Genomic DNA, 13,078 nt, shown 5'->3' with positions numbered 1-13,078 from the left:
GATTTCGACCTGGGGAAACACTCATGCACGCCATCATGCTCAAAGCCAAGCTGCATCGCGCCGAAGTCACCCACGCTGTACTCGATTACGAAGGTTCTTGCGCCATCGACGGCGAATGGCTGGACCTGTCCGGCATTCGTGAGTACGAACAGATCCAGATCTACAACGTCGACAATGGTGAACGCTTCACCACCTACGCGATTCGTGGCGAAGAAGGTTCGCGCATGATCTCGGTCAACGGTGCCGCAGCGCACAAGGCCAAGGTGGGTGATCGCGTGATCATCTGCGCATACGCCCACTACAGCGAAGCCGAACTGCTCAACTTCAAGCCACGCATGCTCTACATGGCGCCGGGTAATGAACTGAGCCACACCAGCAATGCCATTCCGGTTCAGGTCGCCTGATCCGGTCTTAGCCCCTCCCCCTTCCGTTTGTCGGACCGTTCCCTGCTCGATGTATAAAAAAGTACCGGGAACGGGTCAGACAAAGTCAAGACAGATCGCAGCGCGAGGTTTACTGTATTCGCCCTGTGTCATGAAATCGTGTCGACGCAGTTGACCGGACGCCCACCCACAGCGCTCCGGGATTTTTTGTGTTCAAAAGGCCGTTCAAGTAAAAAGGAAACCCGCAGCGATGGCGTATTACCGCACCCCTCAAGACGTTACCGCTCTGCCCGCCTGGCAAGCGTTGAATGATCACCGCCAAGCCATGCAGGATTTCAGCATGCGCGAAGCCTTTAATGCCGATCCGCAGCGCTTTACCCAATTCACCCTCAGCAGCTGCGGCCTGTTTCTCGACTACTCGAAGAACCTGATCAACGCCCAAACCCGCGATCTGCTGGTGGGCCTGGCCAACGAAGTCGATCTCCAGGGTGCGATCAAGGCACTGTTCGAAGGCGAAATCGTCAACTCTTCCGAAGGTCGTCCGGCCTTGCACACCGCCCTGCGTCGTCCGGTCGGCGACAAGCTGTCGGTCAACGGCGTCAACGTGATGCCGGAAGTGCACAAGGTCCTGAACCAGATCACCGACCTCGTGGGCCGTATCCACGACGGTTTGTGGCGCGGTTACTCCGAGAAGCCGATCACTGACGTGGTGAACATCGGCATCGGGGGCTCGTTCCTCGGCCCGGAGCTGGTCTCCGAAGCGCTGCTGTCCTACGCCCAGAAGGGTGTGCGCTGCCATTACCTGGCGAACATCGACGGCAGTGAGTTCCACGAACTGACCATGAAGCTGCGTGCCGAAACCACGCTATTCATCGTTTCGTCGAAATCCTTCAACACCCTCGAAACCCTGAAAAATGCCCAGGCCGCACGCGCCTGGTACCTGGCTCAGGGTGGTTCGGAAGCCGAGCTGTATCGTCACTTCATCGCCGTATCCAGCAACAATGCAGCGGCAGTGGCATTCGGGATTCGCGAAGAAAACATCTTCCCGATGTGGGACTGGGTTGGCGGCCGTTACTCGCTGTGGTCGGCCATCGGTTTGCCGATTGCCCTCGCTATCGGCATGTCCAACTTCAAGGAACTGCTGTCCGGTGCCTACACCATGGACCAGCATTTCCAGAGCGCGCCTTTCGAACAGAACATGCCGGTGCTGCTGGCCCTGCTCGGCGTGTGGTACGGAAATTTCTGGGGCGCGCAAAGCCACGCGATCCTGCCGTACGACCACTACCTGCGTAACATCACCAAGCATTTGCAACAGCTGGACATGGAATCCAACGGCAAGAGCGTGCGCCAGGACGGCACTCCAGTGTCCACCGACACAGGCCCGGTGATCTGGGGCGGCGTCGGCTGCAACGGTCAGCATGCGTATCACCAGTTGCTGCACCAGGGCACTCAACTGATCCCGGCCGACTTCATCGTGCCGATCGTCAGCTTCAACCCGGTGTCCGACCACCACCAGTGGCTGTACGCCAACTGCCTGTCGCAAAGCCAGGCGCTGATGCTGGGCAAGACCCTTGCCGAGGCCGAAGCCGAGTTGCGCGACAAAGGCATGAGCGAAGAAGAGGTGCACAAAATCGCACCGCACAAGGTGATCCCGGGCAACCGTCCGAGCAACACCTTGGTGGTTGAGCGCATCAGCCCGCGTCGTCTCGGCGCACTGGTGGCGATGTACGAACACAAAGTCTTCGTGCAAAGCGTGATCTGGGGCATCAACGCCTTCGACCAGTGGGGCGTGGAGCTGGGTAAAGAGCTGGGCAAAGGCGTCTACAACCGCTTGGTCGGCAGCGAAGAAACCCCGGCTGACGATGCTTCAACCCAAGGCCTGATCAACTACTTCCGCGGTCGTCACCGCGGCTAACCCTGTGGGAGCGGGCTTGCTCGCGAAGACGGTTTGTCATTCAGCATTTATGTCGACTGACCGACCGCCTTCGCGAGCAAGCCCGCTCCCACATTGGTTTTGTGTCTGGCTTGAACCCTTTCGCTACTCGGCGCATCTTTATTACTTGTCGCAAAACAAGAATAAGGAACCGTCATGTTCGATATCAGCACGTTCCCCCAAGCCGATGCCGTCCGCCGGGCTGCACAATTAAGTCAAGACGACTACAAGCGCCTGTACCGCCAATCCATCGACCACCCCAGCACCTTCTGGGCCGAACAGGCCACACGCTTTCTCGACTGGAGTACGCCGTGGGATACCGTCCAGCGCTATAACCTGAAAACCGGTGAGGCGAGCTGGTTCGCCGGCGGCAAGTTAAATGTCAGTTACAACTGCATTGACCGTCACCTGGAAAAGCGCGGCGATCAAATCGCGATCATCTGGGAAGGCGACGACCCTGCCGAATCCGCGCAAATCACCTACAAAAAACTTCATCACAACGTCTGTCGCCTGGCCAACGTACTCAAAAGCCGTGGCGTGAAGAAAGGCGACCGCGTGTGCATCTACATGCCGATGATCCCCGAAGCCGCCTACGCCATGCTCGCCTGCACGCGCATTGGTGCGGTGCATTCGGTGGTGTTCGGTGGATTCTCTCCGGACTCTGTGCGTGACCGGATTCTCGATGCCGACTGCCGCACAGTGATCACCGCCGATGAAGGCGTGCGCGGCGGTAAAGTCGTGCCGCTCAAGCAGAAGGTCGACAAGGCGCTGCAAAGTTGCCCGAACGTCAGCACCGTCATCGTGGTCGAGCGCACTCAGGGCGAAGTGGACTGGGTCGAGGGCCGGGACATCTGGTATCACCAGGCACTGCGCGACGTCAGCGACGATTGCCCGCCTGAACCAATGGACGCCGAAGACCCGCTGTTTATCCTCTACACCTCCGGCAGCACCGGCAAACCCAAAGGCGTGCTGCACACCACCGGCGGCTACCTGCTGCAAGCGGCGATGACCTTCAAGTACGTGCTCGACTACCGTGACGACGAAGTCTTCTGGTGCACCGCCGATGTCGGCTGGGTCACCGGCCACAGCTACATCGTCTACGGTCCGTTGGCCAACGGCGCGACCACGCTGATCTTCGAAGGCGTGCCGAGCTACCCGAGCAGCTCACGCTTGTGGCAGGTGATCGACAAGCACCATGTGAACATTTTCTATACCGCCCCGACCGCCCTGCGCTCCCTGATGCGTGAAGGCCCCGAACCGTTGAAGGAAACTTCCCGCGCGAGCCTCAGATTACTTGGCAGTGTCGGTGAGCCCATCAACCCGGAAGCGTGGGAGTGGTACTTCAATGCTGTCGGCGAACAGCGTTGTCCGATCGTCGATACCTGGTGGCAGACCGAAACCGGCGGCATCATGCTCAGCCCGTTGGTCAGCGCTCAACGGATCAAACCCGGTTGCGCCACGCAACCGATGTTCGGCGTGCAACCGGTGTTGCTCGATGAAACGGGCAAGGAAATCAAGGGCGCCGGTAGCGGCGTGCTGGCGATCAAATCCAGCTGGCCGGCGCAGATCCGCAGCGTCTACGGCGACCCGCAACGAATGGTCGAGACCTACTTCAAGCCCTACCCCGGTTACTACTTCACCGGCGACGGTGCCCGGCGCGATGAGGATGGTGATTACTGGATCACCGGGCGCATCGACGACGTGATCAACGTCTCCGGGCACCGCATCGGCACCGCGGAAGTGGAAAGTGCGCTCGTGCTGCACGACAGCATCGCCGAAGCGGCGGTGGTCGGTTACCCCCACGACATCAAGGGCCAGGGCATCTACGCATTCGTCACCCCCATGAACGGCACCGAGCCCAATGACGAACTGAAGAAAGCATTGCTGGCCCACGTCAGCAAGGAAATCGGCAGTTTCGCCAAACCGGACCTGATCCAGTGGGCGCCGGCCTTGCCGAAAACCCGTTCGGGCAAAATCATGCGACGCATTCTGCGCAAGATCGCCTGCAACGAACTGGACAGCCTGGGCGACACCTCGACCCTGGCTGACCCGAGCGTGGTCCAGGAGTTGGTCGATAAACGCCTGAATCAGTAAGCTCATGCTTTAAACTTCCCGGCGCGGCCCGTAACGACCGCGCCTTTTTTTCGCCACTGAGCCGCCATGGAATTCATTCGAACCCGCATCGAAACCCAGATCATGAGCCTGACCGGTCTTTCTCTGGGCAAGCTCGACCTGGAAAACCCCAAGGGTGATCCCGGCCTGTTCGGCCCCGATTCGGTGAGCTGGCAAGTGCATGGCGACTTCAGCAGCATGCTGATCGGCGGCATCAGCGCCCTGATGCTGCAAGCACTGCATCCACTGGCCCTGGCCGGGGTCTGGGACCATTCGAATTTCCGCGAGGACATGCTCGGCCGACTGCGTCGCACCGGGCAGTTCATTTCCGGCACCACCTTCGGTTCGCGAAAGGACGCCGACTGGCTGATCGAGAAAGTCCGCACCATCCACCTGCAAGTGACCGGCACGGCACCGGATGGTCGGCCCTACGCCGCCAGCGATCCCGATCTGTTGACCTGGGTGCACGTGGCCGAAGTCAGCAACTTCCTCGCAGCCCATTTGCGTTACCGCAATCCGGACCTGTCCCTGGCTGATCAAGACCGTTACTACGCGGAAATCGCGCTGGTCGCCGAACGGCTCGGCGCCCGTAACGTGCCGCGTTCGCGGCAGGAAATTACCGATTACCTCGAACGAATTCGCCCACAACTGCTGTGCGACGAGCGCAGTCGCGAAGTGTTGCGACTGCTGCTGAACGCCCCCTCCCCCAGCCGATTGGCCAGACCTTTCGGCAGTTTGATGATGCAAGCCGGGATCGACCTGCTGCCGGACTGGGCCAGTGGCATGCTGGGTGTCCAACAGAGCCCGCTGCAACGCAAGCTGATCCGCGCCGGCGTCAACCGCAGCACGCCGATGCTGCGTTGGGCGGTGCGTAACGGCTCGGTGCATCGGGCCAAACGACGGATGGGGTTGCTGACCTGAGCCTTCCCTAGAAGCATCGCGGTCCCGCGCCAAGCTGTTAAACTCCCGCGCCAAATTCCCTCCTGCAAGGCGCCCAGCATGTCTTCCTTGAATCAGGCGCTGCGCGCCGCCCTCGATCGTCGTCAGGACCTGCTGGCCGAACTGCATCAGCAAGGCACCGATTGCTATCGCCTGTTCCACGGCAGCCAGGAAGGCGCCGGTGGCCTGACGATCGACCGCTACGGCCCGCAATTGCTGGTGCAAAGCTTTCACCAGTCGCTGGAACGAGATGCGCTGCTGCAGGTGCAGGACACCCTCAATCAGCACCTGGGCCTCGAAACGCTACTGGTCTACAACGATCGCTCCCGTGGCAATTCGCGCATCGACCGTGAAGACACCGTCTACCGCGCCGACGAAGCTGCCCTGCAAGACTTGATCGGTCACGAATGGGGCTTGAATTACCGGGTTCGCGGCCGCCACGCCGGCCAGGATCCGCTGCTGTTCCTCGACCTGCGCAACACGCGCGGCTGGGTCAAGCAGCACAGCAAAAACAAAAGTGTGCTGAACCTGTTCGCCTACACCTGTGGCGTCGGCTTGAGTGCTGCGGCCGGTGGCGCGAGCGAAGTCTGCAACCTCGACTTCGCCGAGGGCAACCTGGCCGTCGGCCGTGAGAACGGCCTGCTCAATCCCCACTTGCCGACCATGGACTTCATTCAGTCCGACTACTTCCCGGCCATCCGCCAATTGGCCGGTCTGCCAATCAGCCAGCGCCGCGGGCAGAAACTGCCAATCTATCAACGTCTGGAACAGCGTCAGTACGATCTGGTGCTGCTGGATCCGCCAGCCTGGGCCAAGAGCGCTTTTGGCACCGTCGACTTGCTGCGCGACTATCAGAGCCTGTTGAAGCCGGCGCTACTGACCACCGCGGACAATGGCGTGCTGATCTGCTGCAACAACCTGGCAAAAGTCAGCATGGACGACTGGCGCGAGCAAGTTTTGCGTTGTGCAGAGAAAGCCGGCCGGCCGGTGCGCGAGTGGACAGTGATGAAACCGGGCGGCGATTTTCCGTCAATGGATGAGCAGCCGCCGCTGAAAACGCTGATTCTGCAGCTCTGAGATTCGTCCGGAAAATCAGATAAATCCTATAAAGCATGGTCACTTCGGAACCGGAAACGCATGCCATACTCCAACGCACTCCGATTCAGACAGATGAAGCCGCACATGCCCAAAGGATTGATTCGCGCTATTGGCGCTCTGTTGACCGCTCTAGCCCTCTACAGCCTGCTGGGGTTTCTGATTTTGCCGGGCATCGCGTTGCGGGTTGCCAACCAACAATTGGCCAGTTACGCGACGACGCCCGCCACGATTTCGCGGATCGAACTCAACCCGTTCAGCCTTGAAGTGACCCTGTGGGGCCTGCTCATCGGCGAGCCGGGCAAGGAGCAGGTCGGCTTCGAGCGACTGTATGCCAACTTGCAAATCGACAGCCTCTGGACCAAAGCGCTGCACCTGTCCGATATCGAAATAGACAAACCCCAGACCGAAATCCTCTTCGGCAAGGACGGTAAGCTCAATCTGCTTGGCCTGTTCAAAATCCCCGCCCGTGAACCGACCCCGGCCGACCCGAACGCCAAACCGTTCCCGTTGCGCATCGAGCGGATCAAACTGGCCGGCGGTGTCGTGCACTTCCAGGATCAACGCCCCAGCGAACCCATCGAATTCCTCTACGACAAACTCGACTTCGAATTGAAAAACCTCAGTACCCTGCCTGAAGACAGTGCCGACATGACCTTGGTGGCCATCGGCCCGACAGGTGGACAGATCGACTGGACCGGCAATTTCAGCCTGATCCCGATCGCCTCCGAAGGTAAGCTGAAGATCACCAATGGCAAGATGAAATCCTTTTGGCCCTACGTGCGTGACGCGGTGCCACTGGTGCTTGAAAACGGCGTCCTCAGTCTGAGCACCGACTACAAACTCAACCTGGCCAAGGAAACCGAACTGCTGTTGAGCAACGTCGCCGTCAGCATCGCGCCGTTCGCGATCAAAGCACCAGACGGTCGACCGCTGGCGAAGCTTGGGCGGCTGGACATCAGCGAAACCACCGTAGACCTGGCCAAGCAGCAAGTGGTCGTCGGCAAGATCCGCAGCCAGAAACTGGAAACCTGGGCCGCCCTTGAAGCCGACGGCCAACTCGATTGGCAGAAACTGTTCGCCAGCCAACCGTCCAAAGCAGCCGTCAAAGCCAAGGCCGAACCGGCCAGCACCCCAGCCGCCGCCGATTCACCGAAACCCGAACCGGCGCCACCGAGCAAACCATGGCAGGTGCTGCTCAAAGACGTGCAACTGCGCGATTACCAGGTGCATCTGGCTGATCGCAAGGCGCAACCCGCCGTGGCGCTGGACGTCGGCCCGCTGAACCTGGACCTGCAGAATTTCGACAGCCTCAATGGCTCGCCTTTTAACCTCAAGCTCGATACAGGCGTGGGCAAGCAAGGCAAGCTCACGGCAGACGGTATCGTCAATCTCGCCCCGGTCAGTGCCAGGTTAAAAGTACAAACCAAGGACATCGACCTGCGCGTCGCCCAGTCCTATATCAACCCGTTCATTCGCCTGGAACTGCGCAGCGGCATGCTCGGCAGCGATCTGGCGGTCGATCTGAAAAGCACCGAGCCGCTGGCATTCAGCGTCACCGGCCGTGCTCAGGTCGATCAACTGCATACCCTCGACACCCTCAAAACCCGCGACTTCCTCAAGTGGCAGCAGTTGGTGCTTGAAGGCCTGAATTACCAGCACGGCGACAGCCTGTCGATCGACAAGGTCAACCTGTTCCAGCCTTATGCGCGCTTCATGATCAACGATGACCGCACCACCAACATCGATGACCTGTTGATCCCGCAACCGCCCGACTCAGGCGCCAAAACGACTGCAGCCAAACCTGCCGGCAAGGAAAAACCGCTGGGCATCCACATTGGTGGCATTGCCATCAACGACGGCTCGGCCAACTTCGCCGACTTCAGCCTGACCCCGAACTTCGCCACCGCCGTCCAGCAGCTCAATGGGCAAATCGGCACCATCGACAGCCGTCAGGCGAAACCGGCCAGCGTCGATATCAAAGGCAAAGTCGACCGCTATGCACCGGTCACCATCAAGGGTTCAGTCAACCCGTTCGACCCGATGGCCAGCCTCGACATCGCCACCAGTTTCAAACGTGTTGAACTGACTACGCTCACGCCCTACTCCGGCAAGTTCGCCGGTTACCGCATCCGCAAGGGCCGGCTCAATTTGGACCTGCATTACCTGATCACCAAGGGCCAGCTCAAGGCCGAAAACAAAGTGGTGGTCGAGCAGTTGCAACTGGGTGAGAAAGTCGACAGTCCGGACGCCGTGAGCCTGCCGCTGAAACTGGCCATTGCGTTGCTCAAGGACGTCGACGGCAAGATTTCCATTGAACTGCCGGTGACCGGGGACCTGAACAACCCGCAGTTCAGCATCATGCCGATTGTCTGGCAGACCTTGCGCAACCTGATCGTCAAAGCCGCTGCGGCGCCATTCAAAATGATTGGCGGACTGGTCAGTGGTGGTGGTTCGGAAGATTTGGGCACTGTGTCGTTTGCGCCGGGTTCAAGCGACCTGAGCAAGGAGGCCGAAGGTTCGCTGGTCAAACTGTCCCAGGCCCTCAAGGAACGTCCGGCCCTGCGCCTGGAAATCGAAGGCACGGCTGCCGCAAGCAGTGATGGCCCACTGATCGCCGAGCAACGTCTGGAACGGGAATACCAATACAACTACTACAAAATGCTCCAGCGCCGCGGTGACAAAGTGCCGGCGCAGGCTTCGCTGGTGCAAGTGCCGGACAACGAGAAAGGTCCGCTGCTGGAAGGGATCTACCGCACGCGCCTGAAGACGCAGCCGCCTGCCGAATGGAAGGACCTGGGCAAGGAAGAACGCACCGCGAAAATGCGTGACGGCGTGATCAAGTTCTGGAGTTCCAGCGACGTTCTCTTACGCCAGCTGGGTCAGGAACGCGCCAGCAGCATCAAGGACTATCTGGTCGACAAGGGTCAGTTGGCCGATGACCGCGTGTACTTCATCGACGCTAACCTCGGCGAAGCGCAAAGCGACGGTCGGGTGGTTACGCCGCTGCATCTGGACGCCGAGTGATGGACGCGAAATGGTTGATGTGCCTGGCTCTGGCGATGGCCGCCAGTCAGGCCTCGGCAGCCGATACCCTGCGCTGCGGCAGTCAATTGGTCAGTGTCGGGGACAGGTCCAGCGAAGTGCTGCAGAAATGCGGTGAACCGGTCAGCCGTGATCTGTTGGGCTACAAGCGCAGCGCCAACCGACGGGAAGAGTTTCAAGTCGAGGAATGGACCTACGGGCCCAACGGCGGGATGTACCAGTACCTTCGCTTTGAAGGTAATCGTTTGAAGCAGATCACCAGCAAGCGTGGTAACTGATTTCACCACAAATTACAATTCGAACACCTTCAATGTGGGAGCGGGCTTGCTCGCGAATGCGGTTGATCATTCAACATTTATGTTGGCTGACACGACGCGTTCGCGAGCAAGCCCGCTCCCACAGTTGTTTTGCGTTGCCCCAAATAGAACAAGCCCCGACACGAATGCCGGGGCCTGTAATGGCCACATCCTTATGGCCTTTCGCATGAACTCTCCAGAAGCGGCTGACGTATTGCTCGGCCCGCCTGCCGCGCCTTCTCCCAGTCCAGGCGAGAAGTCTTGCCTTACTCGGCTTTCAGGCCGTCAGCGGAAACCGCTTTGACGCCTTTGATTTTCTTGGTGATGGCCACAGCGGTGGCTTTCTGAGCGTCGGTCACCGCAACGGTGGACGACAGAGACACTACGCCTTTGTTGGTTTCGACTTTAATGTCCGTACCAGGAATGCCTTTTTCAGTCACCAGGTCGGCTTTGACTTTAGTGGTGATCCAGGTATCGGAAGTGGATTCCTTAGCCTTGGTCATTTCACCCGCCGCCAGAGTCATCGGGGCTTGGGTGGTGGTGGTCTGTGCAAATGCTGCACTGGCCATAGTCAGGGTCAGCGCGGTAGCAGTAGCGGCAGCGATAGCGAACTTCTTCATACGAGTAACTCCTGTTTTTCATAAAGTCTGCTGCATGTCTTGTCAGCAGGGTTACTGGAGATATTGCGAACGCTGTGCCAACTTTCGCTAAAGCAATAAACCGTTATAAATCAGTAGCTTATAAAAACAGAGGATTTTCGAAATCATGCAAATTGCATGACTGCGAGATTCTCTACATGCAAGTTGCGGGTTTTGTCGCAGGCCTAAGACCATGAAATGTCGGGATTTTCTTGATTATTTGAATCGGCCCCTCAAATGACGAACAAAAAAATGCCCCGCGTCGTGAATCTCGGGGCATGGGACAGATTTGGAATTGGATCAGACGCCAGGGCAACCAGTAGGCGAGTACTCTTTGAGTACTGTCGAGGCGCAAGTCCAGCCACCGGCAAGCGTGCGCGAAAGCGTGATGGTCTTGCCGAGCACCTGACCTGGTGCATTGAGGATCGCGCAGCCAATAGTGCCAACACCGGAAGAGGCGGTACCCGAGGTCGTAATCGTGCAATTGCCTGTGGTCACCTTACCGCCGATCAGAGCGAGGGTGGGGTTGGTGCCTTGATTCATAATGTCTTCGAAGGGGACCTTCAGTGCCGATATTTCAGCAAGTCCGGCGGTTACCTTAGCCCGCGCTTGATACTTCGAATACTGCGGCAACGCAACCGTCGCCAGAATCCCGATAATCGCCACCACGATCAGCAGTTCGATCAGGGTAAAACCTTTTTGAGTCTTCATAGACAAGCTCCATGCATGAGTCGAAATCTCATGATCTGAACTAGCCTCAGCACAGTCCATGCCATGCCCTTCACCCCGCGTAGGCGAGTCGTGCGAGCGACACAAAACCCTTTACCACCCCCAGAATCCGCACTATCTGACACTTTTTGTCACTTGAGAGACGCTGGTTAGGTTCCTCCGCTTGACTAGGCTATAAGTCATGAACTGTCTGCGTCCGGTATCCCAATGAATGACATCGCCCTTAGCGGTCTGGCCAAGCAATTGGTCCTGGCCGAGCTGCTCACTGACAAAAGCGCGCAACAGGCGTATCAGCAAGCCCAACGCAACAAAATCTCCCTGGTCAGTTATCTGGTGCAGAGCAAACTGGTGAAGAGCCGGCAGGTCGCCGAGATCGCGTCAGAACACTTCGGCATGACGCTGCTTGATCTCAACTGCCTGGACAAGGAAACCCAACCCAAGGGACTGGTCAGCGAGAAGCTGATTCGCCAGCACCACGCCCTGCCCCTCTGGCGACGCGGCAACAAACTGTTCGTGGGGATTTCCGACCCGACCAATCACCAGGTCATTAACGATATCCAGTTCAGCACCGGGCTCAATACCGAAGCCATTTTGGTCGAAGACGACAAACTCACTGATGCCATCGAAAAATTTTTCGACAGCCCCGGTACCGGCTTGGAAGACATGGGCGATGTCGACCTTGATGGTGTGGACATCGAGTCGATCGATGACAACAAACAGGACGCCATCGCCGGCCAGGATGCCGACGATGCACCCGTGGTGCGCTTCGTCCACAAAATGTTGCTGGATGCGATCAAGAGCGGCTCTTCCGACCTGCATTTCGAGCCCTATGAAAAAACCTACCGCGTGCGGGTGCGTACCGACGGTATTTTGCGTGAAGTCGCCAAGCCACCGATTCACCTGGCCAATCGCATCGCAGCACGGCTGAAAGTCATGGCCAGCCTCGACATCTCCGAACGGCGCCGGCCCCAGGACGGGCGGATCAAGATGCGCCTGTCCAAGAGCAAATCCATCGATTTCCGGGTCAACACCCTGCCGACCCTGTGGGGCGAGAAAGTGGTGATCCGGATCCTCGACCCGTCCAGCGCTCAAATGGGCATCGACGCCCTCGGCTATGAGCCCGATCAGAAAGACCTGTACCTGGCCGCCCTCAAGCAGCCACAAGGGATGATTCTGGTGACCGGGCCGACCGGCTCGGGCAAGACCGTGTCGCTCTACACCGGGCTGAACATTCTCAACACCGTGGACATCAACATCTCCACCGCCGAAGACCCGGTGGAGATCAACATGGAAGGCATCAACCAGGTCAACGTCAATCCCAAACAGGGAATGGACTTCGCCCAGGCGCTGCGTTCATTTCTGCGACAGGACCCGGACGTGATCATGGTCGGCGAGATCCGCGACCTCGAAACCGCCGAAATCGCTATCAAAGCCGCCCAGACCGGACACCTGGTGCTGTCGACCCTGCACACCAACAGCGCCGCCGAAACCCTGACTCGCCTGCACAACATGGGCATCCCGGGTTTCAACATTGCCACCTCGATCAGCCTGATCATTGCCCAGCGCCTGGCACGCAAGCTGTGCAGCCATTGCAAGAAGCCCATCGAGATCCCCCGGGAAGCGCTGCTCAAGGAAGGCTTCCCCGAGGAACGCATCGGCTCGTTCACGATCTATGAGCCAGTCGGTTGCGATCACTGCAACAACGGTTACAAAGGGCGAGTAGGGATTTATGAAGTGGTGAAGAATACCCCGGACCTGCAACGGCTGATCATGGCCGAAGGCAACTCACTGGAAATCGACATCCAGATGCGTAAAGACGGCTTCAACGACCTGCGGACGTCGGGCCTGCTCAAGGCCATGCAAGGCATCACCAGCCTTGAAGAAATCAACCGGGTCACCAAGGACTGA

Annotated in this window: 10 protein-coding genes; 8 read left to right on the top strand and 2 right to left on the bottom strand. The window is 58.7% G+C overall.

The window, feature by feature from the left end; translation table 11 throughout:
• Positions 1-23: 23 nt before the first annotated feature.
• The 7 genes from panD to FQ187_RS01945 all read left to right on the top strand — a co-directional run bounded on the left by panD (position 24) and on the right by FQ187_RS01945 (position 9,785).
• Positions 24-404, top strand: coding sequence for an aspartate 1-decarboxylase (gene panD / locus FQ187_RS01975; protein WP_003228271.1), 381 nt, complete (start codon positions 24-26; stop codon positions 402-404).
• Positions 405-633: 229 nt separating this feature from the next.
• Entirely contained in the window at positions 634-2,298 is a 1,665-nt protein-coding gene (gene pgi / locus FQ187_RS01970) for a glucose-6-phosphate isomerase (RefSeq protein ID WP_149628206.1), read from the top strand.
• Positions 2,299-2,472: 174 nt separating this feature from the next.
• Entirely contained in the window at positions 2,473-4,410 is a 1,938-nt protein-coding gene (acs, locus tag FQ187_RS01965) for an acetate--CoA ligase (RefSeq protein WP_149628205.1), read from the top strand.
• A 66-nt stretch (positions 4,411-4,476) separates the two neighbouring features.
• A complete protein-coding gene (locus FQ187_RS01960) occupies positions 4,477-5,349 on the top strand; it encodes an oxygenase MpaB family protein (RefSeq protein WP_149628204.1) in 873 nt (290 codons plus the stop codon).
• 78 nt (positions 5,350-5,427) lie between these two features.
• Positions 5,428-6,444: a class I SAM-dependent rRNA methyltransferase gene (locus FQ187_RS01955; RefSeq protein WP_149628203.1), complete on the top strand. Its 1,017-nt coding sequence runs from the start codon at positions 5,428-5,430 to the stop codon at positions 6,442-6,444.
• 93 nt (positions 6,445-6,537) lie between these two features.
• Entirely contained in the window at positions 6,538-9,489 is a 2,952-nt protein-coding gene (locus FQ187_RS01950; RefSeq protein ID WP_149628202.1) for a DUF748 domain-containing protein, read from the top strand.
• Positions 9,489-9,785, top strand: coding sequence for a DUF2845 domain-containing protein (locus FQ187_RS01945; protein ID WP_149628201.1), 297 nt, complete (start codon positions 9,489-9,491; stop codon positions 9,783-9,785). Before FQ187_RS01950 ends, FQ187_RS01945 begins: the two co-directional genes overlap by 1 nt.
• A gap of 284 nt (positions 9,786-10,069) precedes the next feature.
• On the opposite strand, the gene FQ187_RS01940 is transcribed toward FQ187_RS01945, so the two are convergent.
• Both FQ187_RS01940 and FQ187_RS01935 read right to left on the bottom strand, forming a co-directional pair.
• Positions 10,070-10,423 carry a BON domain-containing protein gene (locus FQ187_RS01940; RefSeq protein WP_149628200.1) on the bottom strand — a complete coding sequence of 118 codons (354 nt, stop codon included), beginning with the start codon at positions 10,421-10,423 and terminating at the stop codon, positions 10,070-10,072.
• A 318-nt stretch (positions 10,424-10,741) separates the two neighbouring features.
• Complete coding sequence (locus tag FQ187_RS01935; protein ID WP_149628199.1) at positions 10,742-11,152, bottom strand: pilin; 411 nt, start codon at positions 11,150-11,152, stop codon at positions 10,742-10,744.
• A gap of 225 nt (positions 11,153-11,377) precedes the next feature.
• Between FQ187_RS01935 and pilB the strand changes: the two genes are divergently transcribed.
• Positions 11,378-13,078, top strand: coding sequence for a type IV-A pilus assembly ATPase PilB (pilB, locus tag FQ187_RS01930; RefSeq protein ID WP_149628198.1), 1,701 nt, complete (start codon positions 11,378-11,380; stop codon positions 13,076-13,078).

The sequence above is a fragment of the Pseudomonas sp. ANT_J28 genome, from assembly GCF_008370005.1.
Lineage (GTDB): Bacteria > Pseudomonadota > Gammaproteobacteria > Pseudomonadales > Pseudomonadaceae > Aquipseudomonas > Aquipseudomonas frigoris.
This window is presented reverse-complemented; position numbering and strand designations above follow the sequence as displayed.